A 23951-nucleotide genomic window follows, 5' to 3' on the forward strand; every position below is an offset into this window, starting at 1 on the left:
GCTTTCCACCCGTCAGGAAAGGAAGGACCGCCGTGTCAGCAAGGGCCGTCGTGCCGGCATCGTCACCTCGCCTCGCGCTGCTCGTGGGCAGCACCCGCTCGGGCGGTGCCGGCCGCACAGTGGCGCGGTGGTTCCTCGCCCGTGCCGAGGAACACGGCTTCAGGGACGTCGACGTGATCGACCTGGCCGCGATCGAGCTGCCGGTGGTGACGGGCGCCGTCACCGGGGAAGGACCACCGCCGGTCGTGGCGGACCTGGCCCGGCGGATCGACGCCGCGGAGGCCTTCGTGGTGGTGACGCCGGAGTACAACCACAGTTTCCCCGCCCCGCTGAAGAACGCCATCGACTGGTTCAGGCAGGAGTGGTATGCCAAGCCGGTCTCCTTCGTCTCCTACGGCGGCATCTCCGGCGGACTGCGTGCGGTGGAGCAACTCCGCCTTGTGTTCGGGGAGTTGCACGCCGTGCCGATCCGGGACTCGGTCAGCTTCCACCGCACCCGGGAGCAGTTCGACGAGGGCGGCGCGCCGAAGGACCCGGTGGGCTGCGGCACGGCCGCGAAGATCATGCTCGACCAGCTCTCCTGGTGGGCGCGGTCGCTGACCGAGGCCCGGGCGAAACGGCCCTACACAGCATGAGAACGAACAACGACATCGGGACAGTGGAGGAAACAGTGACGTCACCACAGAAGGCAGGAACCCTGCTCAGCGCGGCCGAGGACGTCGCTGCCCTGGCAGGTGACCAGGCGGCCCGCGCGGACGAGACGCGCCGCCTCGACCCGGATGTCATGAAGGCCGTGCTCGGCGCCGGCTTCGCCCGGCACTTCGTCCCCGTCGAACACGGTGGTGCGGCGGGCACGTTCGCCGAGCTCACCGAGGCCCTGGTCACGGTGGGAACGGCCTGTGCCGCCTCGTCCTGGAGCGCCTCGATCGTCGCGGGCCTCGGCCGGATGGCGGGCTTCCTGCCCGCCGAGGGGCGTGCGGAGGTATGGAAGGACGGCCCGGACGCCGTGGTGGTCGGCTCGCTCGCGCCGCTGGGCAGGGCTAAGGCGGTGCCGGGCGGCTGGCGGCTCTCCGGCACATGGCCCTCCATCAGCGTTGTCGACTTCTCCGACTGGGCGCTGGTGCGTGCGGTGGTTGCGGACAGCGAGGGCCAGGCGCTACGCGTCTTCGTGGTCCCGCGGTCCGGCTACGAGATTCAGGACACCTGGTCCAACGTCGGCATGCGTGCGACCGGCAGCAACACACTCGTCGTCGACGACGTCTTCGTCCCCGACGCGCGGACCTTGGAAGGTGACGACCTCTTCCAAGGGCGTCCCCGCACCTCGTCCGCTGCCTGCCACAGCGTCCCGCTGCAGGCCGTCAACGGTCTCTCCTTTGCGGCGCCGGCCCTGGGTGCCGCACGCGGGGCACTCGCAGTCTGGTCGGATTACGCCACGGCGAAGTTCCGCAGTGCACCGAGGGAGCCTGGCGGCCCGGGAATCAGTCGCGGCTTCTACGCGACCACGCTGGCACGTGCGGCCGGGGAAATCGATACGGCGTACCTGCTGCTCGACAGGGCCGGCAGGGTCGCCGACCGGGGTGCAGGGGTGACACCGCTGGAAGCGGCCCGCAACACGCGTGACTGCGCCCTGGCCGTCGAGACCTCGGTGACCGCGGTGAACCGGATATTCGGTGCCGCAGGTACCAGCGGTCACTCCACCGCAAGCTCGCTCCAGCGCTTCTGGCGGGATGCCAACGCCGCGGCCACCCATGTCGGCCTGCAGTTCGAGCCCGCCGCGATGGCCTACGCGTCGGCGGTCTCGGCACACCTGCCCGACACGAAGTAGCGCATTCAGGGCATGGGCCGGCCGGTGCGCGAATCGAGGCGCGCGCCGTGTGGCACGACAGAGAGCGGGATGGAGTGCTCGGCAGCGTTCTGCCATCAGCGGTGGTCTGGGAGGAGGAGTTCGGTGACTCCGCGTCCGTCGAACTGTTCCCGGAGGAGGCGGTGTTGGTGCGCGATGCCGTACCGCGACGCGTCAACGAGTTCGGGACGGTCCGTGAGTGTGCGAGGCGGTCCCTGGCAAGGCTTGGAGTGGCGCCCGTACCCATCCTGCCCGGAACGAGGGGGGAGCCCCGATGGCCTCCAGGCATCGTCGGCAGCATGACGCACTGCGAGGGATTTCGTGGGGCTGCTGTGGCATGGAGTCGGGACATCGCTTCCTTCGGAATCGACGCCGAGCCGCATGAACCTCTTCCTCCAGGCCTTCTGACGAAGGTCGCGCGCCCCGAGGAGATTCCAAGGATCGCGCAGTTGGGGAGGCGTGACCCCACCGTGCAGTGGGGCCGTCTGACCTTCAGCGCCAAAGAAGCCGTTTACAAAGCGTGGTTTCCGCTGGCACGGCGTCGCTTGGGGTTCCATGACATCGCCATCACATTCGACCCACTGGTACGGCACTTCCGGGCCCGGCTGTACGCGGCCGGGCTTGTTCTCCATGGACAGTCCGTAACGACTGTTTCCGGCAACTGGACAGATGAATGCGGCTTGATCTGTACGGCAGTTGTGGTCGAGCGTAACCACTCGTGCGATATGCTCGCAAAGCCGGTCCCGATGGCAGAAATTGAAAGGCCGGCCGTGTCGGCCGGGAGACTCAGCGGCGATTGCGTCCGCGGGCACGGCTGAAATGCCGACTCTTTCGCGCGATCTCGGTTCGACGGGCGGCGCACACCACTTGACCGGACCATCCCGTATTCAATTGGAGTTCCTTCATGACCGCAGACAATCGCTCCGCAGGCCGAGTCCCCGCAGGCACCCGGGTTCGGAACCGGCTCATCGCCTTGGCCGTGGCTGAGGCGGTAGCCGCAGCAACATGGTTGATCGGCAATGCGGCCGGTGCCGAGCTCACCGTGAACCAGAACGGGGTAACGGAGATCACTCTTGCGGGAGCTCTCGTCACCACTCTCTTTGCCGGCCTCGTCGGCTGGGGCCTGCTTGCCGTTCTCGAACGATTCACGCAACGGGCCCGAACGGCATGGACGTACGTCGCCGGTGCAGTCCTTTTGCTGTCCTTGTTCCCCACGATCCTGGCTGATGCCACCACCGGCACACGTCTGACGCTGACTGTGATGCACCTGATGGTGGGCGCGGTTCTCATCCCGTCCTTCCGTCGATCCGCGCGCGGGACCTGAGAACGTTTGGCAGGATCGGGGCATGGCAACGGGACCTGTTTCCGGTGTGAGAACGTCCACGTCCGCAACACCGAAAATCCAGGTCCCGTGGGGATGTGTCTCCGGCCTGATCACCTGGCACTGGTGAGCGCGCCGAAAGGCCCTACGATCTCAGCATGGTGAGCCGTGGTAACGGCTCACCGACAGCACGAACATGAGATCGCACGACACGGCTACGCCGTGCCTCACTGGTTGCCGAGCCGGAATCCGACGCCGCGTACGGTGACGATCCAGCTACTGGAACCGAGCTTGCTGCGCAGGCTGCTGACATGCGTGTCTATGGTCCGCCCGCGCAGCGGCACGGAGTCACCCCACACCTGAGCTGTCAGCTGCTGGCGGGGAATAACCGTGTCAGGCCAGGAAGCGAGGAGGTGGAGGAGGTCGAATTCCTTACGGGTCACCTCGATCAACCTTCCATCGAGGCGTACCTCCCGTGAGTTCACGTCGATCCGAAGGGGCCAGTGTTCGATCACCTGCTCCAGGGGCCACTGCGGCTGTATCCTGCGCATGATGGCGTCCATACGGGCCATCAGCTCACGGATGCCGTACGGTTTGGTCATGCAGTCGTCAGCGCCGGCCTGCAGGACCAGCACGCGGTCGAGTTCGGACTCCCGCGCCGTGACGGCGATGACCGGAGTCTGACTGGAGGCCCGGATGCTGCGGCAGACCTCGAGTCCGTCCAGGTCGGGCAGGTCCAGGTCGAGCAGGACAAGGTCAGCGTTTCGGTGGACTTGGAGCGCTTTGGTCCCGGTGGCAGCGCCCTCCACCCGGTAGCCGTGTCGTCGCAGCCCCTGTGCGAGCTCACTCATTCCGCTCTCCTCGCTTCCGACTGCGAGGATCGCCAGAACTCCCTGGCCCTGCTGCTCCGTCAGCTGTGGAACAACAGGGTGGAGGGGCCGCCGCGTTGGTAAGTTCGCGTGCAGACGTTTTGGCTTCCCGTGCCGTATCGTGCCCGTCGAAAACTGACCCACTTGCTCCCCCTTGGTGTGAAAAATTCCCTCTTCGCGCGATTGGTCATCGTAGAAGAAGTGATCCGTGACATGCCTGGTACGGCGCATCGGCTCGTGGCGGTTCCGGCACAGGGTCGAAAAATTCCTCCACGGATATGGTCTGGAGGATGTCTTCGTTCGTGATCACGTTTGTGGTTTGAGCGTAACAATCGAATTCCGTGCGGGCAAGCGAGATTTTTTGTGTGTGAGGTGTGACGAACGGCACCAGGTGTATCGAGGCGCACGGGAATAGCCCGCAGCACCTTGGTGGAGTGTCGTCCGTCGACCCGGACGTTTTGAATTCTCACTCGTTGACGACGTGTGAGTGAGTTGGTGATTGGGGGGACCTGGCCGGCGGACGCCCATGAGGCCGGGCGGCTACCGCCAGGATTCAGGTCGCCGAAAGGCCGGTACCGATAGGGGTTCGCTGCCCTGTTCAAGGTGTGCGCCAAAGCCGAGGGCAAGTGGTGGGGGGTGGGGGTCGGCTGACGGGGAGTGTGGGAGTGCCCCGCTCGGTCAGCGTGGGACGCGGGGGATGGGGCCAAGATGTTCCTCAAGCCTCACAGGTTTCGTTGAAAAGTGACCTTTCGGCATCCGGGTGAGCCGACGGTCCGGCGGGAGCTGGAGACGGTCCGTGTCTCGCGCGCAGAAACCTGACAGGCTTCCTGGGCGAGGCTGAAGGTGGGGAAAGCGGAATTCCACCTTGGTGGAGCGAGCGGGGACCGACCGGGCCAGGTCGCTGGTCGTATCCGGGGCACCGATGGTGCGACTCTCATCGTGCATCGGGCGGAGAGCTGGTTCTCCGTGTACACGATGTCCGCGACCGATATCCGCGCCCGAATATGTCTTATTCTCTTCACGGGGACGTCAGGTGAGCTGGTCGACGCCGACCTCAAGCCGGTCTGTCCCAGCCAGCCGGGCACGAAACCACACCGAAAACGCCACCGAGACCTACTTGTGCTGCCGTAGGCTTGGACGTCTTTCCGTTCCCCCGTCTACGGGAAACCAAGCCTCTGTGGTGCACCATTTCAGCCCCCCGTCCCGGTCGTACATGACCAGGATCGATCCAACACGAAACCAGGGTGCTTGCCAACCCTGCTTCCCGCCAGCGTTCGTACCCTCGCGCCCAGGCCTTTGCCCCCGGTCGGGATCCTTACCGAGCGGACGTATCCGGCAGTCGCCCCCCCGGGCACGCGACCCTGTCCGTCTCACCTCCGCGCGACGCGCCCTGGGCGGTGCCCCTGTGGGCACGTCGAGGAGCCCGAGCCGCTGGTCGCTGGGGCAAGTCCGGCGCAGGCGGCGAGGTGCGGAGGGGAAGCCGGATCCGTCGCCGACGACGATGAGGATCGCGGTCGTCGATCACGCTCGTCCTCCGGTCGTACTCCCTGCCCGGCCTTTCCTCGGCACCGCCGACCCCGGAGGCCGGACGCCCCGTTGCGGGGCCACCAACAAGGTAATGGGGCCCGTGAGCCCGACGCCGGGCACGACATCGGTCACCCCACCCGGCGGCGGCACGGGGCGTGGCGAAGCCGGGTGTCCTGCAGAAACGCATCAGAGATACAGAGGACGGTGCGCTCAGGGTCAACTCTCGGTGAACTGCTTGCCCCACGTCGCGCGGCCGAAGAAGCTGTAAAGCAGTCTCCGCCGAAGTGGCCTTCCCCGGGCACCGATTGACCACCGACGGGGGAGACGTGGAAGGGCGCACGGCCGAAACCGCACGCAGCGCGGGGCCGAGTCGGAGGACCGACCGGGCCGTTGCCGAGCGCTTCGGGTGTGTGACGGCGCACTCGTCGCCGTGCACTGCTCGACCGAGCCCGGGTCCGTGGCGGACGTCGTAAACCGGTGTATGAGGTCGACGCCGCCCAGCTGCTGATCCAGCGGTGGCGACCAGGGCGTCGGGGTGACGCACCTGGAGGCGGCCCGCAAGGCGCGACTGTCACCGTCGACCGTCGAACCACTCTGTCACCGGTCCGCGCCGGCGACGCTGACGCAAGATGACCGCTGCGACGCACACGGGCTCCCGTTCGAACCTGCGAGATGCGCGTGACCGACGCGGCGACCGCGTAGGCCCGGGCGGGAACGGCCCGGCCATCCCCTTGCTTCGCAGGCGACGCCCAGGTCCCGGACCTCGCGGTCGTCGCCCGCGCCGTTCCACGAATCACTTCACCGACCAGGAACCACCGGGCCGCCCGGTCCCGCCGGTTCTCACGTGTTCCATTTTCCAGTAGGGAGCAGTTCACATGCGTCCATCCAGGACACCGATCAACCACCGCCGGCGTGCCGGTACCTCCGCCGCCGTAGTGGCGATGCTGCTGGGCACCGCCCTCGGTGCCGGAGGCGGCACCGCCACCGCGGCGGCGGAGAGCGGGGAGGCCACGCGGGGCGAGGACAACGTCGTCCTGCAGTGGAACCAGGCGGCGTACGACGCCATGGTGAAGAAGGCCGCGGAGACCAACGGCCTGAAGCGCCCGCCGCTCGGCAGCCGTGTGCTCGCCATCGTCCACACCTGCATATACGACGCGTGGGTCGCGTACGACGCGCGGGCGGTCGGGACCCAGCTGGGCGACGACCTGCGGCAGCCGTCCTACAAGCGCACGCTCGCCAACCGGAAGACCGCGGTCGACTACGCGGCGTACGACGCTCTGAACTACCTCTTCCCTGCCTACAAGAGCGACTTCGACGCCAAGCTGCGAGCCCTCGGCCAGGACCCGGCCAACACGTCGCGGGACACCAGGACCGCCGCCGGGGTGGCGCACACGGCCTGCGACGCGGTGATCGCCGACCGCCGGACGGACGGCTCCAACCAGGAGAACGAGTACGCCGACACCACGGGCTACACCCCTCTCAATCCGCCCCAGGACATGTCCGTGCTGGACAAGTCGACCGTCGTGGACCCGGTGCGCTGGACGCCGCTCAGCATCAATGGGGTCGTCCCGCCGTTCGCCACCCCGCAGTGGGGCAACGTCAAGCCGTTCGCGATCAAGGATCCGGCGGCCTTCCTGCCGCCCCCGCCGCCCGCCTACAGGAGCGAGAAGCTCAAGGCGGACATCAAGACGATGATGGACTACAACGCCAACCTGACCGATCGCCAGAAGGTGATCGCGGAGTACTGGCTCGAGAACCGCGAGACGCCCGCCGGCCACCAGAACAAGTGGGCCCAGTACATCTCTCGCCGCGACCACCACACGCTCAGTGAGGACGTGAAGATGTTCTTCACGCTCAACCTGGCCATGGCCGACGCCGGCATCGTGGCCTGGAAGAGCAAGGTGCACTACGACTACGCCCGTCCGATGACGGTGATCCGCTACAACCAGTCGGGCCAGCAGGTGCGCGGTTACGCCGGTCGCGGCAAGGGCACGCAGACGATTGCCGGCGAGACCTGGTCGCCGTACGTCACGACGCCTCCGTTCGCCTCGTACGTCTCCGGGCACGCGGTGTGGGGCGCTACGGCGGCCGAGTCGCTGAAGCTGTGGACCGGCAGTGACAAGTTCGGTGACTCCTACACCGCCAAGGCCGGTTCGTCCACCTACGAGCCGGGCGTGACCCCCGCCTCGGACGTGACCCTCAAGTGGGACACCTTGAGCGAGGCCGCGAGGGAGGACGGCCTCTCCCGCGTCTACGGCGGCGGTCACTGGACGTTCGACATCGACGAGGGCCAGAAGGTCGGCCGGAACGTCGCCAAGGCCACCTTCGCGGTGGCCATGAAGTACATCAACGGCACCGCCTGACGCCAGGCGTTCCGCTGACCTCCTCGAACGAGGGGACCACTCGCACAGGCGCTCCTGTCGGGTGGTCCCGCGGTGGCCGGGCGACGGCCGTGGGCTTGTGGCCGGCACGTCGTGCGGCGCTGATCCGGGGACCCCTGCGGCCGTCCTGCGGTGGCCTGTGCCCATGGTGGGGACCGCGTCGCTGTCCCGGGTCACCAACCACTTCGGCACTCCGACGGCTGCCAGACCCAGACCGCCGAAGCTGCCGGCGCCGCAGTTTCCTCGGTACCGACATCGCACACTGCGGCAACTGGAGCGGCGACGCGTTCGTCGACTTCATCGCCCCGCAGAACGACACCACCCGCCGACTGGCACAGGCATGGGATCAGCAGGCGGCGTGGGGCCTTGTTGGCCACCGGGTTTCGGACCTTCGACCACGGCCGAACTCCCCGTACCCACCGTCAGACAGGAGGACCACCCCCATGTCCCGCAGCGCAGGATTCAGCAGACGACTGCACACCGTGTGGACGTCGTTCGCCGCCGGCTACCACCGTCGAAGCGCGGCCGTCCTCAGGGTCAGCGTCGGAATCCTCTTCCTCTGGTTCGGCGGGCTGAAGTTCACACCCGCCATGAGCCCGGCCGAGGACATCGCCGTCCACGCGATGAGCGTGATGACCTTTCACGCCGTGCCGCCGGACGTTTCGCGACCTCTGCTGGCGACCATGGAGGTGGCCATCGGTCTCGGGCTCGTCACCGGGGTCCTGCTGCGTCTCGCGCTCGTAGTCTTCTTCGTGCACATGCTCGGCGTGTTCTCGACCCTGGTTCTCCTCCCCGGCGACGCGTGGTCGACCGTGCCGCTCGTTCCCACGATGGAGGGTCAGTACATCATCAAGAACATCGTCCTCATCGCCGCCTGCCTCGCCGTCGCGACCACCTCTGCGGCGTCGGCAGTCGGACCGGTGCCGACCATCACGCCCGCGCGCACGCAGCAGCCCGGCACGGAGGAAGCGCCGCTCACAGCCGGAACCGCTGCCCGTTAGCCGGTCCTGTGCGGTGCCACCACCGTGCCGGTCCAGTCCGAGCCGCGGGTCGCATGCCAGAGCGGGGTCGGCCGGGACCAGCAGGTGCTGGGCACCTGCTCGCTTTCCGACCTGCCCTACGACTTCGCCGCACTGCGACGAACACGGCGCCGGCTGACCGTGGCGCAGGCCGGGGCGCCGACGCGTTGTCGACGGCCTCGGCGGGGACGGCCGGGCACCAGCCCAGAGGGCAGCATGCCGTGGGGCGCCGCGGCGGCGCAGCACGGCGACCAGCAGGCCGGCCACGGCTGGGGCAAGGAACGCGGCGCCGGTTGGGAGCGGCTCGTGGCGGGCGTCGCCCGGCGCGACGGCGTGGACCAGAAGGCCCCAGCCCTCGGCGACGGACGGATAGATCGTGTGCACGGCCGACCTCGCCGGCACGCTGGCCGGGGCACTCCGATCCAGGGTTCACGCCGCGGAAGTACTCCCACTTCCTGCCGCGAGTGGGCGCGCGGGGCAGCGCCACCATCGGCGCAGTCTTCGCGGAGCAATGACCGGACGCCGGTGCCCAGGGAGCGCGGCCCGTGGGAGCCCGCCGCAGGCGCAAAGTCCCGGAGAAGTCCCACGGATGCCGCCGCACCGCTTCCTGCTCCGCTTCACCGCAAGTCAGACAGGGTGCGACGGCATCCGTTCATCAGATGTCCCGGAAGATCTCGATCTGCGCACCGATCGAATTCAACCGCTCCGCCAGATCCTCGTACCCCCGGTTGATGACGTACACGTTGCGCAGCACCGACGTGCCCTCGGCGGCCATCATGGCCAACAGCACGACGACCGCGGGGCGGAGGGCGGGCGGGCACATCATCTCCGCGGCGCGCCAGCGGGTCGGGCCCTCGACCAGGACGCGGTGGGGGTCCAGCAACTGCAGCCGGCCGCCGAGGCGGTTGAGGTCGGTGAGGTAGATTGCTCGGTTGTCGTAGACCCAGTCGTGGATGAGGGTCTGGCCCTGGGCGACGGCTGCGATGGCGGCGAAGAAGGGGACGTTGTCGATGTTGAGGCCGGGGAACGGCATGGGGTGGATCTTGTCGATCGGCGCCTCCAGCTTGGAGGGGCGGACCGTGAGGTCGACCAGGCGGGTGCGGCCGTTGTCCGCGAAGTACTCGCGGCTGCGGTCGTGGTCGAGCCCCATCTCCTCCAGGACCGCCAGCTCGATCTCCAGGAACTCGATCGGCACCCGGCGCACCGTCAGCTCCGACTCCGTCACCACGGCCGCCGCGACCAGGCTCATCGCCTCGACCGGGTCCTCGGAGGGGGAGTAGTCGACATCGATGTCGATGTTGGGCACGCCGTGCACGGTGAGGGTCGTGGTGCCGATGCCCTCGACCCGTACGCCAAGGGCCTCCAGGAAGAAGCAGAGGTCCTGCACCATGTAGTTCGAGGACGCGTTGCGGATGACGGTCACGCCGTCGTGGCGGGCCGCCGCCAGCAGCGCGTTCTCCGTCACGGTGTCGCCGCGCTCGGTCAGCACGATCGGGCGGTCCGGGCGGACCGTGCGGTCCACCACGGCGTGGTACTGGCCCTCGGTCGCCGCGATGTCCAGGCCGAACCGGCGCAGCGCGATCATGTGCGGCTCGATCGTGCGGGTGCCCAGGTCGCAGCCGCCCGCGTACGGCAGCATGAAGCGGTCCATGCGGTGCAGCAGCGGGCCGAAGAACATGATGATCGAACGGGTGCGGACGGCCGCCTCCGCGTCGATCGCGTCCATCTCCAGCTCGGCCGGCGGGACCAGCTCCAGGTCGACGCCGTCGTTGATCCAGCGGGTGCGCACGCCGATGGAGTTCAGGACCTCCAGCAGGCGGTACACCTCCTCGATCCGCGCCACCCGGCGCAGCACCGTACGGCCCTTGTTCAGCAGGGACGCGCACAGCAGCGCCACACACGCGTTCTTGCTCGTCTTGACGTCGATGGCGCCGGACAGCCGGCGGCCGCCGACGACCCGCAGGTGCATCGGACCCGCGTAGCCCAGCGACACGATCTCGCTGTCCAGGGCTTCACCGATCCGGGCGATCATCTCAAGGCTGATGTTCTGGTTGCCGCGCTCGATGCGGTTGACCGCGCTCTGGCTGGTGCCGAGCGCGTCCGCGAGCTGCGCCTGAGTCCAGCCACGGTGCTGCCGGGCGTCACGGATGAGCTTGCCGATGCGTACGAGGTAGTCGTCTGACATGAGGTTGAGGTTATCTCAGATATGAGATCGCGCCTCCTGGGGGGTCCGTTCGGGTGACGTGGGGTCAACGGCCGCCGGTGGCGGTCAGCCCTTCTTGGTCGTGGTCTTGCGCCAGCCGAACGGACCCGGCAGGTCCATCGAGGTCGTACGACGTCCGGTGCTGCTGTGGGTGTGACGGGGACCGTGCTTGCCACCGCCGGTCGTGATGGACCAGGAGTGGCGGTTGATGTTCAGCTTCACGCCGGGAAGGATGCGGAAGCTCTTGCGGAACGTCAGGCCCATGGCTGTCTCCTCCGATTGTCGGCGCTCCTGAGTGGCGCACAACCCGGATACCCCCATTCGGGGAACTGATGGCCGACGACCGGCGCGGGGCCGACCCGGGGCCGCATCCGGTGGGCACCGGTCGTGTCCTGTGACATGGGTGTGACGGGTATGAACTTGTTCGCTCTCGTCGCAGTCGTGATGATGGCGGCATGTCTATGAACGGGGACCGGATAGCGAGTTCGGGCATTGGGCTCGCGCAGGCGGCTGAAGTGGCGGCGCGGAGACGGGAGTTCGCCGGGCTGTTGGGGGAGTTCCGCCGTACTCCCGTTCTCGTGCCGCTGGGCGGTGATCCGGGCGGCGAACAGGCGCTGCTGACCGCCGACTTCAACGGCATCCGCTTCATCCTGGCCTTCTCCGACGAGCAGGCGCTCGCCCGGTACGCCACAGCGCGGGGGGAGTCGGCACGGGAGTGGACGTATCAACGCGTCCTGGGAGCACGCCTGTTGGTCGTGGCCGTGCCCGCGGCGGGTGTGCCGTGCGGGGTGGCGCTGGACTGCGCGGACGGTTCGGACGGGGTGGTGTTCCCGCCGGTGGCGGGGATCGTGCCGGACGGCGCGGCGGTGGACCTGGACGACGAGGCGCGGCACGGGGGTGTGATATGAGCGGCGAGGGCGGGATGGATCTCCAGGCGCAGGGCCTGGAGGAGATCGCCAAGGGCCTGACGGAGGCGCTGGGCGAACTGGGCGAGCTGGGCATGGCCGGCCAGGCCGGCGCGGGCCGGGGCTTCTCCGGAATCGCCCTGTCGGGACTGGAGTTGGGCCACGAGGGCCTCACCGGCGAGCTGAAGACGTTCTGCGAACGCTGGGAATGGGGCGTACGCGCCCAGATCGCGGAGGGCAACGCCGAGAGGACCGGTGTCGATCCCTGGGAGATCCAGGACTGGCTTTTCCGCTTCGACCCGGAACTGGAGGCGCGCGGCTGGGAGTTCTGGGACCTCACCCGCGCGGCCGACGGTAGTGGGCGGCTGAACCTCTGGCTCGATACGTGGGGTGAGCCGATGTTCTCGTGGGAGGAGCCGTGCTGGCTCCTCTACGCCTGTGGGGCGCAGGCGGTAACCGACCCGGTGGTGGTCGGGTCCGGCTCCTGGGCCGCGGAGGCAACCGTATGAGCAGCGAGCCCCCCGAGCGCCAGGTTCGCGCGGCCTTCGACAAGGGTGCCGTCACCGTCTATCAGGCTTACGGCGAGCAGATCGCGGAACCGGCGTTGCGTGCCGGCACGTTCGTCGACCCCTTCAGGATGACGCGGATGACGTGGATCAAGCCGTCCTTCCTGTGGATGATGTACCGCTGCGGCTGGGGGACCAAGCCGGACCAGGAGCGCGTTCTGGCGCTCGACATCACCCGCGAGGGCTTCGAGTGGGCGCTCGCGAACGCCTGCCTGAGCCACTTCGACCGCGTCCGGTTCGCCACCGAGGCGGACTGGCGCGAGGCGCTGCGGGTGAGCCCCGTCCGGGTCCAGTGGGATCCAGAACGGGATCTGCGGTTCAACCCGTTGCCTCACCGGGCCATCCAGATCGGGTTGTCGGGGAGTGCGGTGGCCCGGTACGTGGGTGACTGGATCGTCTCGGTGAGGGACGTGACACCGCTCGCCCACGAGGTGCACGCAGCTGTTCGCGCGGGGGACGACGAAGCGGCTCGCGCACTGCTTCCCGTCGAGCGGCCGTATCCGCTGCCGGACGAGCTGACGGCGCGCATCGGCTGAAGAGAGGCGTCCGGAGCGCTCCGAGCCCTCCGGACGGGCCGGGCATTCGGTGAGGTCGTACGGCGTCGGGTGCTGCTGTGGGTGCGACGGGGTCCGGGCTTGCCGCCGCTCATCCCTTCCCCCGGCGCTCCTTCCGGCGCAGCGCCCGGCGCTGCTTACCGGGGAGGGTTTGCGCCAGTTCGCCCACCTCGCACAGCTCGTGGCCCTCGCCGATCCGGCACCACCACACCGCCCGCTCGTCCGCCCCGGTGTCCGCGTGCACCCCGGTGCGGTGCTCGGGGCACACCGGCCACACCTGCCACAGCACCGCCTGGACCGTCTCCTGCGCCGCCTCGGCGATCCCGGGCGCGGCGGGGTGCGTCACGCCGTCGTGCCAGCGGCCGTCGGGCAGGGCCGCGTGGAACTGGTCCGGGATGTCCTCGTCGTCCGACGGCGTGCACATCAGCCGCATCGGCCCGGCCTCCGGCAGGGTCGCCGCCAGGTCGCGGTTGACCGCCTCCAAGGCGGCCTCCAGGTCCGGGCAGTTGGCGAGGTCGACCGGGCGGGGGTCAGGCATGAAGTCTCCGGCCGGGCGGTACGAGAAGTGGCTCACCCGGTGATCGTCCCAGCCGCCCGCCCCTGTGCGCCTCTCCGTTCCGGGCGTGACGGACCCGTCACACCCGCCGTGCCCGGTCTCCCTCAAGGTGAGGCAGCGTGAGTGCCTGACCTGGGGTGCCTCGGATGGATCGAGACGGGGCGGGTTGGTTGTCCCGCTCAGTCCGAGGCAGTCCGGGCCGGCTTGGCGGCGATCAGCAGTGCGGCGAACGCTATAGGGGCGGCCGTCTGGTACCCGATCCACACCTCACCGCCGGCGCTGCTGCCCTGCCATGCCATCAGGGCGCCGACAAGCGCCGTCAGTACCCAGCCGCTGTCGTAGGCGACCATGAGCCGGGTGTAGGTGCACATCGACCGGCTGCGCGTATATCCGATCTCGATGCCACCGCCGATCAGCAGGGTCACGCCTGAGACAACCATCAGCCAGGCCGGCGTGCCGAGTAACCGGCCGAGTGGGGCAACGCCGACGATGTAGACAGCGGCGAGCAACACCTTGAAGGCGCCATCGGCGATGGCCCCCACCTTCTTGCGGGTCACCTGCGGTGCCGCGACCTGAGCCATGAGCAGCCCTCTCTCCCAACTGGTTCCGTAACGAGATTACGGTAATAATCAAACTATGAGAATGACGAGGGCGGAGGCCAAGGAACGCAACCGCCGTGCCCTGCTGGACGCTGCGTTCCAGGTCGTTTCCCGGGACGGATACCGGGCCAAGCTTGATGAGATCGCCGAACGCGCCGACCTGACCACCGGCGCCATCTACTCACTGTTCGGGAGTAAGAACGGCCTGGTGGTCGCCCTCGTCGCCGATCACCTGCGGCCGTACTACGAAGAGATCGAACAGGCGGTTCCAGCTGAACTGGATCTGCTCGAGGCGGTCGACGCCTTCGCCCGGCACCACCGGCGTAGCTGCGACGCCCCCGACGCCCGGTCTGCCCTGTCGCTCCAGATCACCTTGCTGGATATGGCCCTGCACGACCCCGACCTGGGGGACCAGCTCGCGGCGTCCGTCCAGTCGCAGGAGAACCACCTGATCGACCTGTTCACCGGAAGATCGCACAACGGGAGCGTTGTGACGTCGCATCAGGCACAACGCCTGACCACCGCGCTCAGGGCACTGTTCGTCGGCCTCGGCCAGGGCGTCCCCCTCGGTCTTGCCCCTGGCGCCGACGAACAGTACTTCGCCGACGCTGCCCGCGCTCTGGCATCCGGGATGTCCCTCATCGATCACTACGCGGACGCTTCGTGACAGGCAGTCAAGGCGAGGCGTCTTCCGCCGGCCGACGACTGGAGCCGCCGCCGGCGAGGGCGTCGGTCTCCTCGCTGATGTCGTAGGTGACCTCGTCGCCGACGACACCCGGCGGCGCGGGCGTCTCGACGCGCTGACCAGCCGTAACGACCACAGAAGGCGCAGGCGGCCCGTGCCTCGGATTGACCGAGGCGCCTCACCAGATGCCCGGGATCGAGCAAGATGTGGCCGTTGTGAACGCGTCTCCAAGGTCGAGCATCTCGTCATCGTCGCCACGAGACCGGACTGTGGTTGTCGTCGAGCCCGGTCCGGCCGGTGTTCTGCCGCTGGCAGAACACCGAGCGTGCCGCTCTGAGACACGGGGGTCGAGCCATCAGGGCTTCAATTCGAAAGATCAGGCGCGAACCAGGTCGGTCGAGACAGTCCAGAGGCGCTTGGCGATGGCGGGATCGAGCGCCCATTCCTTGACACCGTGCGGGTGCTGCGCGAGGCCGACGTCGTCCGGCACGGTGTAGGCCTCTTGTGCGTCGTCGAGGTAGTGGCCTCCGGAGTGGGCGAACTCGGGGGCGACGGCCGCGACGATACTGGTTGCGGCCCCCTGCTCGACCGTCTTATAGGTGAAGACTCCGGCGGCCTCGGCTGCGGCGAGCGATTCCTTCTGTTCTGTTGTGAAGTTCCGCTGCAGTCCTGTCGCGACACCGCCGGGGTTCACCGCGTTGGCGACGATGCCGTCGGCCGCCCAGAGACGGGTCGCCTCGACGGCGAAGAGAGAGTTCGCCGTCTTCGACTGGGCGTAGGCAATCTGCGGGTCGTAGCTGCGACGCTCGAAGTGGAGGTCGTCGAAGTCGATGCCGGAACGCATGTGCGCCGTCGAACTGACCGAGACGATCCGTGCTCCATCGCGGTCGGCCGCTCCCAGGGCCAGGGCGTCATGCAGGCCGCCGGCCAGGGCGAAGTGGCCAAGATGGTTTGTCGCGAATTGCAGTTCCCAGCCTTCATGCGTCCGTTCGAGGCCACCGGTGACCACGCCAGCATTGTTGACCAGCAGGTGAAGCGGGCCGCGCCACGCGTCGACGAATCGTGTGACGGACCTCCTGTCGGCAAGGTCGAGCCGGACGACGCGGGGACGGATCCCTTCGGTGGACTTCTCGATCGTCTCAGCGACGGCGTCACCCGCAGTCGTGTTCCGGACAGCGAGCGTCACCTCCGCCCCGGCAGCGGCCAGCACGCGAGCAGTCTCGATCCCGAGTCCGGAAGAAGCTCCCGTCACGATCGCGCGGACGCCGGCGAGATCGACGCCTCTCAGTACCTCGTCCGCGGTGCTGGAGGCAGTGAAGGGCGTGGAGATGAGTGCGTACGCCATGGCATCGACTATACGTACTAGACTTGATTTGTATAGTTCGGTCTCGCTCGTATGCTCGTTCCATGAGCAGTCCCGATATCGGCCGCCCGCCGTCGACAGTCGCCGATGCCGATCGCCGGACCCGGGTGCTGGACTCCGCGATGGTCACCTTCGCGCGATTCGGTTACCGGAAGACCTCGATGGAGGAAGTGGCGCGGGCGGCGGAGATCTCCCGGCCCGGGCTCTACTTTCTCTTCTCCTCGAAGGAGACTCTGTTCCGTGCCGCGGTCACCCAGGCCCTGGAGCGGGACATCGCAGCGGTCGAACACGTCCTGGCCGAGACCGAACGCCCCCTTTCGGAGCGCCTCGTAGAAGCGTTCGACCAGTGGGCAGGCCGCTACATCGGCCCGCTGACGCGCGACGTCGCGGCGGTCATCGAGGGCAACCCCGACCTCCTCGGAGAGATCGTCGAAACCGCACCGCGACGCTTCGAGGGATTGATCACAGACGCAATCGCCGTCGAGTCAGGACCAGACGCGGCCCGCTTGGTCGCGCAGACGATGATCAGCACATCGATCGGCCTCAAGCATCAAGCCGCGTCACGGGAGTTCTACGTCGACCGGCTGAAGGTCGCCATCGATCTCCTGGTGCGCTAAAAGCGCTCCCGGCCTCCTGCAGGACCGGCGGTCTTGGGCGGCGACGGGCCGGCCGCCCGTCGAGGCCGCGCTTGGCGGCGCACGCAAGGCCTCGTGGAAGCGGTCGTTCGGTGTGTGCGGTCCTTGGTTGTGTGACCGCACGATCACCGGCCCCGCCAGGCGTCGGGCGCGACCGTAGTGAGTGGTGCCCCCGGGCAGAGGCTGCTCCTCACCGCTCGAATTCGGCTTTGGGTCGCCTGCTCTCCGAACGGCTGAGCAGCCACGCCGAGTACCTCGGGATCGAAATCCAGCCCCAGGAGGTGATCACGCTCCAGCCAGGACTCCTGCGGCACATGGCCGGACGCGGCCATCGATGCCACAGGAAGACCGGGACTGCCCCAGGTCGCCGAGACGGGACAACCGCCATCCGGGCATGACCATCCAGCCCCCATGTACTAGAGTTATCTCGACATCGAGATATCTGCCGAGGCGCACCGCGGCAGTCACCCCGGTAAGGGTTACCTAACTTAGCCTTACCTTAGCGGAATGCTGGACCGGCGTGGCGGCAGGATGCGGTGGAACGCGCACATCAAAGAAGGAGACTGTCGTGTCGGCGAACAGCTTCGACGCCCGCAGCACGCTGCAGGTGGGCGACGAGTCGTACGAGATCTTCCGGCTGGACAAGGTCGAGGGCTCGGCCCGCCTGCCGTACAGCCTGAAGGTCCTGCTGGAGAACCTGCTCCGCACGGAGGACGGCGCGAACATCACCGCCGACCACATCCGCGCCCTCGGCGGCTGGGACTCGCAGGCCCAGCCCAGCCAGGAGATCCAGTTCACGCCGGCCCGCGTGATCATGCAGGACTTCACCGGCGTCCCCTGTGTCGTGGACCTCGCGACCATGCGTGAGGCCGTCGCGGCGCTCGGCGGCGACCCGGCGAAGATCAACCCGCTCTCCCCGGCCGAGATGGTCATCGACCACTCCGTCATCGCCGACAAGTTCGGCACCAACGACGCGTTCAAGCAGAACGTCGACCTGGAGTACGGCCGCAACAAGGAGCGCTACCAGTTCCTGCGCTGGGGCCAGACCGCCTTCGACGACTTCAAGGTCGTCCCGCCGGGCACCGGCATCGTCCACCAGGTGAACATCGAGCACCTGGCCCGCGTCGTCATGGTCCGTGACGGCAAGGCGTACCCCGACACCCTGGTCGGCACCGACTCGCACACCACCATGGTCAACGGCCTCGGTGTGCTCGGCTGGGGCGTCGGCGGCATCGAGGCCGAGGCCGCCATGCTCGGTCAGCCGGTCTCCATGCTGATCCCGCGCGTCGTCGGCTTCAAGCTCACCGGTGAGCTGCAGCCCGGCACCACCGCCACCGACCTGGTGCTCACCATCACCGAGATGCTGCGCCAGCACGGTGTGGTCGGCAAGTTCGTCGAGTTCTACGGCGAGGGCGTGGCCGCCACCTCCCTGGCCAACCGCGCCACCATCGGCAACATGTCGCCGGAGTTCGGCTCCACCGCCGCGATCTTCCCGATCGACGACGAGACCCTGAACTACCTGCGTCTGACCGGCCGCAGCGACCAGCAGGTCGCGCTCGTCGAGGCGTACGCCAAGGAGCAGGGCCTCTGGCTGGACCCGAAGGCCGAGCCCGACTTCTCCGAGAAGCTGGAGCTGGACCTCTCCACGGTCGTCCCCTCCATCGCCGGCCCGAAGCGCCCGCAGGACCGCATCGTCCTCGCGAACGCCGCCGAGCAGTTCAAGTCGGACGTCCTCAACTACGTCGACGTCGTGGACGAGGCGGGCAAGGAGTCCTTCCCGGCCTCCGACTCCCCGGCCATCGCCCCCAACGGCACCCCGTCCAACCCGGTCCCCGTGACCGCCCCCGACGGCACCACCTACGAGCTGGACCACGGTGCGGTGACGGTCGCGGCCATCACCTCCTGCACCAACACCTCCAACCCGTACGTCATGGTCGCCGCGGCGCTCGTCGCCAAGAAGGCCGTGGAGAAGGGCCTGACCCGCAAGCCGTGGGTCAAGACCACCCTCGCCCCGGGCTCCAAGGTCGTCACCGACTACTTCGAGAAGGCGGGCCTGACCCCCTACCTCGACAAGGTCGGCTTCAACCTGGTCGGTTACGGCTGCACCACCTGCATCGGCAACTCCGGCCCGCTGCCGGAGGAGGTCTCCAAGGCCATCAACGACCACGACCTCGCGGTCACGTCGGTCCTCTCGGGCAACCGCAACTTCGAGGGCCGGATCAACCCCGACGTCAAGATGAACTACCTGGCCTCCCCGCCGCTGGTGGTCGCGTACGCCCTCGCGGGCTCCATGAAGGTGGACATCACCAAGGACGCCCTGGGCATCGACCAGGACGGCAACCCGGTCCACCTCGAGGACATCTGGCCCTCCGAGGCCGAGGTCAACGAGGTCGTGGCGAACGCCATCGGCGAGGACATGTTCGCCAAGTCCTACGAGGACGTCTTCGCGGGCGACGCCCAGTGGCAGGCCCTGCCGATCCCGACCGGCAACACCTTCGAGTGGGACGCCGAGTCCACCTACGTCCGCAAGCCCCCCTACTTCGAGGGCATGCAGACGGAGCCCTCCCCGGTCACCGACATCACCGGTGCCCGTGTGCTGGCCAAGCTGGGCGACTCGGTCACCACCGACCACATCTCCCCGGCCGGCGCCATCAAGGCCGACACCCCGGCGGGCAAGTACCTCACCGAGCACGGTGTGGAGCGTCGTGACTTCAACTCCTACGGCTCGCGCCGTGGCAACCACGAGGTCATGATCCGCGGCACCTTCGCCAACATCCGCCTGCGCAACCAGATCGCGCCGGGTACCGAGGGCGGCTACACCCGCGACTTCACCGTCGAGGGCGCGCCGGTCTCCTTCATCTACGACGCCTCGCGCAACTACATCGACCAGGGCATCCCGCTGGTCGTGCTGGCGGGCAAGGAGTACGGCTCCGGCTCGTCCCGCGACTGGGCCGCCAAGGGCACCGCGCTCCTCGGCGTCAAGGCCGTCATCGCCGAGTCCTACGAGCGCATCCACCGCTCGAACCTCATCGGCATGGGCGTGCTGCCGCTCCAGTTCCCGGAGGGCGCCACCGCGGCCTCCCTCGGCCTGACCGGCGAGGAGACCTTCTCCTTCACCGGCGTCGAGGAGCTGAACAACGGCACCACCCCGCGCACGGTCAAGGTCACCACCGACACCGGCGTGGAGTTCGACGCGGTCGTCCGCATCGACACCCCCGGCGAGGCGGACTACTACCGCAACGGCGGCATCATGCAGTACGTGCTGCGCAGCCTGATCCGCAAGTAAGGTCTGGCGCAACGCAGTAGAGGGCCGCACTCCCGGTGACGGGGGTGCGGCCCTTTGCCGTGCTCGGGGAGGTGAGCGCGAGGGTGCTCCGGGCGGGGCCGGGGGGACGGGGTGCCCGCCCGGAGCGGACAGGGGTGGTGCGCGGTGCGGGTGGCTTGGCCTGCGGTGGGGCGCGACAACGTTGTCTAGTGGGTCCGTTCCTGACTCTACCGGTCCAACGGACAACGATGTCAAGGTACTTGGGCCAACACGGCGGCCCTCTTCCGTGGGGCCGTGGGCACGCGTTACTGTCCCTGCGGCTTGTGCGACCCGTGGTGCGCGACCCGTCCGCAAGGAGGAAGGGCCGCGTGATGCGTTTCCGTCCCATGTCCCTGCTGCTGGCCGCCGCGCTCGCGGTCGGCGGCGCCACCCCCGCCCTCGCGGCGGGCACCGCACCACCCGGCCTGGTCGACGACCCGACGCCGTACGTCGATCCGCTGATCGGCAGCAGCAACGGCGGCGACACCTACCCCGGCGCCGTGGTGCCCTTCGGCATGCTCTCCTGGAGCCCGGAGACCACCAGAGGCGACGCCACCCGCACCACCGCGCCCGGCGGCTACCACTACGACGCCACCCGTGTGCGGGGCTTCAGCCTGACGCACATGTCCGGCACCGGCTGCGCGGGCGGCAGCGGGGACATCCCCTTCTTCCCGTACGCCGGTGACGTCACCTCCTCCCCGGCGAGCGACACCAAGGACGCCGTCTACGCCTCCGACTTCAAGCACACCGACGAGACCGCCGAGCCCGGCCACTACAAGGTGGGCCTCGCCTCCGGTGTCACCGCCGACCTGACCGCGACCGCCCGTACCGGCTCCGCCCGTTTCACGTACCCGGCCGGCAAGCCCGCCTCGCTGCTGGTGCGCACCGCCAACTCCGAGGTCGGGTCGGAGGATTCGACGGTCAGCATCGACCCCGGTAGCCACACCGTCTCGGGGTCCGTCACCTCCGGCAACTTCTGCGGCTACCTCGACCCCGAGGGACAGCGCTCGTACTACACCCTGTACTTCACGGCCCACTTCGACCGTGCCTTCAAGACCACCGGCACCTGGCAGGACGACAAGCTGAACCCCGGCTCCACCAGAGCCTCCGGCGGCACCGGCGGCTTCTCCCACGGCGGCCGGCCCGTCGCGGGCAAGGGCGCGGGCGGCTATGTCGAGTTCGCGCCCGGCGAGGGCCCGGTGAACGTCAAGGTCGGCATCTCCTACGTCAGTCAGGACGCCGCCGAGGCCAACCTCCGCGCGGAGAACGGCCCGCACCGCTCCTTCGACGCGGTACGGGACGCGGCCCGCGCCGCCTGGCGGGAGCGCCTCGGCGCCGTCCGGGTCGGCGGCGGCACCGACGCCGAGCGCATCACCTTCTACACCGCGCTCTACCACGCCCTGTTCCACCCCAACGTGATCAGCGACGCCGACGGCCGCTACCGGGGCAGCGTCGGCAAGGTGCACCGCGTGGGTCACGGCCAACGCGCCCAGTACGGCACCTTCTCCGGCTGGGACGTCTACCGCGACCAGGTCCAGTTGCTCACCCTGCTCGACCCGCGCACCGGCTCGGACATCGCCCAGTCGCTCTACGAGCTGGCCGGCCAGAACGGCGGGGTCTGGGACCGCTGGCTGCACAACGCGGGCGGCACCCATGTCATGAACGGCGACCCCTCGCCCAGCGCGCTCGCCGGAATCCACGCCTTCGGCGGCACCGGGTTCGACCTCAAGGGCGCCCTGAAGTCCCTGGTGAAGGCGGCGACCGTGCCCACTGAGCAGGACCTCTCCGCGGCCGGGAAGCCGGTGCTGTCCGTCGGCCAGCGCCCCTCGCTCGACAAGTACCTGAAGCTGCACTACATGCCCAGCGTCTCCAACGCCTGGGGCGGCGCCGCCGAGACGCTGGAGATGTCCGCCGCCGACTTCTCCCTCTCCCAGCTTGCCGCGGCGGCGGGGGAGAAGCGGACCGAGAAGCAGTTCGCCGAGCGCGCCCAGTGGTGGCAGAACAACTTCAACATCGCGGCCGACGCGACCGGCGGCTACATCGCCAACCGAAAGGCGGACGGCAGCTGGGTCACCGGCTTCACCCCGGACACCGGCAACGGGTTCGTGGAGGGCAGTGCCGCCCAGTACACCTGGATGGTCCAGCACAACCCGGCCGGGCTGTTCGCCGCGCTGGGCGGCACCGACCAGGCGCTGGCCCGGCTGGACTCCTTCTTCCACACCGCCGACGGCAAGTGGGCCTTCACCGGCCAGGGTGGCGCCAAGTCCGAGATGGACAACGAGCCCTCGATCAACGTGCCGTACCTGTACGCCTACGCGGGCGCCCCCTACAAGACGCAGGAGACGGTCCGCGCGGCGATGAGGCAGCTCTGGTCCACCGGGCCGGGCGGCATCCCCGGCAACGACGACCTGGGCGCGATGTCGGCCTGGTACGTCTTCTCCGCCATGGGCATGTACCCGCAGGTGCCCTCACGGGCCGAACTCGTGCTGGCCTCACCGCTGTTCGAGCGAGTGGAGATCGACCGGCCGCAGGGCGACGACATCTCCATCCGGGCCGAGGGCGCGGCCGCCGACGCACCCTACGTGCGGTCCCTGAAGGTCAACGGCCGCTCCAGTGACCGCGCCTGGCTGCCCGCGTCCTTCGTGCGGGACGGCGGCCGGCTCGACTACCGGCTGGGCACCACCCCGAACCGCACGTGGGGCGCCAAGACCCCGCCGCCCTCCTTCCGGCAGGGTGAGCAGCCGTACCAGATCGGTGTCGGCCCGACCACCGCTACCCTCGCCCCCGGGGACAGCACCGCGATCGACGTACGGGCCCTGTCCCTGAACGGCGGCACCGGGCCCGAGGTCCGCTTCAAGGTCGAGGCGCCCGCCGGAGTCACGGCCATCCCCGCCGAGGGCACGGTCACCGGTGGTGCCCGGCGGATCACCCTGACCGCGGCCGACGACGCCACTCAGGGCTTCTACACCGCCAAGGTCACGGTGACCTCCGGTGACACCTCCTACGAGCAGCCCGTCTCCCTGACCGTCGCCGCCCCCGGCACCCTGCTGGCCGCCTACGACAACACCGGCGTCTCCGACGACACCGGCGACCACGACGAGGCGGACTACGACGGCGGCGGCTGGAGCTACTCCAAGCAGGCCCTCGCCGCGGCCGGCCTCACTCCGGGCAAGCAGGCCACCACCGGCGGCCTCGCCTTCACCTGGCCCGACTCGCCCGCCGGCCGCCCGGACAACGCCTCCGCCCACGGCCAGACCGTCGAACTGAAGGACCCGGCGACCGCGTTGGCCTTCATCGGCAGCGCCGTCAACGGCAACCAGTCCGCCAAGGCGACCGTCACCTACACCGACGGCAGCACCGCAGCGGCCGACCTCTCCTTCACCGACTGGACCGTCGGCGGCGGGGGCGGCACCGTGCAGTACGGCAACGAGGTCGTCGCCAAGGCCGCGTACCGCAATGTCGCGGGCGCCGACAAGGACCCGGTGGCCACCTATGTGTTCGCCACCAAGCCGTTCGCCGCGCCGGACGGGAAGGAGATCAGGAGCGTGACGCTGCCGGACGACGGCGACCTGCACGTCTTCGCGCTCGCCGGCAAGTGAACCGGGGCGGTTCCGTCTCCTC

At 68.7% G+C, this 23951-nt stretch carries 19 protein-coding genes; 13 read left to right on the forward strand and 6 right to left on the reverse strand.

Annotation, left to right across the window (positions count from 1 at the left end; genetic code table 11):
- Positions 1–32: 32 nt before the first annotated feature.
- The 4 genes from E5082_RS18250 to E5082_RS18265 all read left to right on the forward strand — a co-directional run bounded on the left by E5082_RS18250 (position 33) and on the right by E5082_RS18265 (position 3167).
- Positions 33–635: an NADPH-dependent FMN reductase gene (locus tag E5082_RS18250; RefSeq protein WP_229918864.1), complete on the forward strand. Its 603-nt coding sequence runs from the start codon at positions 33–35 to the stop codon at positions 633–635.
- Positions 632–1825, forward strand: a complete 1194-nt coding sequence (locus E5082_RS18255; RefSeq protein ID WP_135792310.1) for an acyl-CoA dehydrogenase family protein — start codon at positions 632–634, stop codon at positions 1823–1825. Before E5082_RS18250 ends, E5082_RS18255 begins: the two co-directional genes overlap by 4 nt.
- Before the next feature lie 47 nt (positions 1826–1872).
- Positions 1873–2661 carry a 4'-phosphopantetheinyl transferase family protein gene (locus tag E5082_RS18260; RefSeq protein WP_244321607.1) on the forward strand — a complete coding sequence of 263 codons (789 nt, stop codon included), beginning with the start codon at positions 1873–1875 and terminating at the stop codon, positions 2659–2661.
- Positions 2662–2747: 86 nt separating this feature from the next.
- Positions 2748–3167 (forward strand): DUF6069 family protein, encoded by a 420-nt coding sequence (locus E5082_RS18265; RefSeq protein WP_135792311.1) that lies wholly within the window; start codon positions 2748–2750, stop codon positions 3165–3167.
- 224 nt (positions 3168–3391) lie between these two features.
- Here E5082_RS18265 and E5082_RS18270 read toward each other — a convergent pair whose 3' ends face one another.
- The gene (locus tag E5082_RS18270) at positions 3392–4177 is read right to left on the reverse strand and encodes a response regulator transcription factor (RefSeq protein WP_373310058.1); all 786 of its coding nucleotides are present in this window, start codon (positions 4175–4177) and stop codon (positions 3392–3394) included.
- 2258 nt (positions 4178–6435) lie between these two features.
- Here E5082_RS18270 and E5082_RS18275 point away from each other — a divergent pair.
- Positions 6436–7923 carry a vanadium-dependent haloperoxidase gene (locus E5082_RS18275; RefSeq protein WP_135792313.1) on the forward strand — a complete coding sequence of 496 codons (1488 nt, stop codon included), beginning with the start codon at positions 6436–6438 and terminating at the stop codon, positions 7921–7923.
- Between the two features lie 461 nt (positions 7924–8384).
- Entirely contained in the window at positions 8385–8942 is a 558-nt protein-coding gene (locus E5082_RS18280) for a DoxX family membrane protein (RefSeq protein WP_135792314.1), read from the forward strand.
- Positions 8943–9615: 673 nt separating this feature from the next.
- Here the strand turns inward: E5082_RS18280 and E5082_RS18295 are convergent.
- Positions 9616–11145 carry a helix-turn-helix domain-containing protein gene (locus E5082_RS18295; protein WP_135792315.1) on the reverse strand — a complete coding sequence of 510 codons (1530 nt, stop codon included), beginning with the start codon at positions 11143–11145 and terminating at the stop codon, positions 9616–9618.
- A gap of 84 nt (positions 11146–11229) precedes the next feature.
- The gene (locus tag E5082_RS18300; protein ID WP_135792316.1) at positions 11230–11427 is read right to left on the reverse strand and encodes a DUF4236 domain-containing protein; all 198 of its coding nucleotides are present in this window, start codon (positions 11425–11427) and stop codon (positions 11230–11232) included.
- A 197-nt stretch (positions 11428–11624) separates the two neighbouring features.
- Between E5082_RS18300 and E5082_RS18305 the strand changes: the two genes are divergently transcribed.
- From E5082_RS18305 to E5082_RS18315, 3 genes are read left to right on the forward strand one after another with little or no spacing between them, the layout of a single operon-like run.
- Positions 11625–12071, forward strand: a complete 447-nt coding sequence (locus tag E5082_RS18305; protein ID WP_135792513.1) for a hypothetical protein — start codon at positions 11625–11627, stop codon at positions 12069–12071.
- On the forward strand, positions 12068–12577 hold the full coding sequence (locus tag E5082_RS32990) for a hypothetical protein (RefSeq protein ID WP_229918862.1): 510 nt from the start codon (positions 12068–12070) through the stop codon (positions 12575–12577). The genes E5082_RS18305 and E5082_RS32990 overlap by 4 nt, the downstream gene beginning before the upstream one ends.
- Entirely contained in the window at positions 12574–13170 is a 597-nt protein-coding gene (locus E5082_RS18315; RefSeq protein ID WP_135792317.1) for a DUF4291 domain-containing protein, read from the forward strand. The genes E5082_RS32990 and E5082_RS18315 overlap by 4 nt, the downstream gene beginning before the upstream one ends.
- A gap of 109 nt (positions 13171–13279) precedes the next feature.
- Here the strand turns inward: E5082_RS18315 and E5082_RS18320 are convergent, their stop codons facing one another.
- Both E5082_RS18320 and E5082_RS18325 read right to left on the reverse strand, forming a co-directional pair.
- Positions 13280–13762 carry a hypothetical protein gene (locus tag E5082_RS18320; protein WP_244321609.1) on the reverse strand — a complete coding sequence of 161 codons (483 nt, stop codon included), beginning with the start codon at positions 13760–13762 and terminating at the stop codon, positions 13280–13282.
- Between the two features lie 161 nt (positions 13763–13923).
- Positions 13924–14325 (reverse strand): hypothetical protein, encoded by a 402-nt coding sequence (locus E5082_RS18325; protein WP_190045292.1) that lies wholly within the window; start codon positions 14323–14325, stop codon positions 13924–13926.
- 61 nt (positions 14326–14386) lie between these two features.
- Between E5082_RS18325 and E5082_RS18330 the strand changes: the two genes are divergently transcribed.
- Positions 14387–15010, forward strand: coding sequence for a TetR/AcrR family transcriptional regulator (locus tag E5082_RS18330; protein WP_135792318.1), 624 nt, complete (start codon positions 14387–14389; stop codon positions 15008–15010).
- A gap of 394 nt (positions 15011–15404) precedes the next feature.
- On the opposite strand, the gene E5082_RS18335 is transcribed toward E5082_RS18330, so the two are convergent.
- Positions 15405–16373 carry an SDR family NAD(P)-dependent oxidoreductase gene (locus tag E5082_RS18335; RefSeq protein WP_135792319.1) on the reverse strand — a complete coding sequence of 323 codons (969 nt, stop codon included), beginning with the start codon at positions 16371–16373 and terminating at the stop codon, positions 15405–15407.
- A gap of 62 nt (positions 16374–16435) precedes the next feature.
- Here E5082_RS18335 and E5082_RS18340 point away from each other — a divergent pair, with 62 nt between their 5' ends.
- The 3 genes from E5082_RS18340 to E5082_RS18355 all read left to right on the forward strand — a co-directional run bounded on the left by E5082_RS18340 (position 16436) and on the right by E5082_RS18355 (position 23929).
- Entirely contained in the window at positions 16436–17008 is a 573-nt protein-coding gene (locus tag E5082_RS18340) for a TetR/AcrR family transcriptional regulator (RefSeq protein WP_135792320.1), read from the forward strand.
- 586 nt (positions 17009–17594) lie between these two features.
- A complete protein-coding gene (gene acnA / locus E5082_RS18350) occupies positions 17595–20312 on the forward strand; it encodes an aconitate hydratase AcnA (RefSeq protein ID WP_135792321.1) in 2718 nt (905 codons plus the stop codon).
- Positions 20313–20662: 350 nt separating this feature from the next.
- On the forward strand, positions 20663–23929 hold the full coding sequence (locus E5082_RS18355) for a GH92 family glycosyl hydrolase (RefSeq protein ID WP_135792322.1): 3267 nt from the start codon (positions 20663–20665) through the stop codon (positions 23927–23929).
- Positions 23930–23951 lie beyond the last annotated feature (22 nt).

The organism is Streptomyces griseoluteus, assembly GCF_004784465.1.
GTDB classification, from domain to species: domain Bacteria; phylum Actinomycetota; class Actinomycetes; order Streptomycetales; family Streptomycetaceae; genus Streptomyces; species Streptomyces griseoluteus.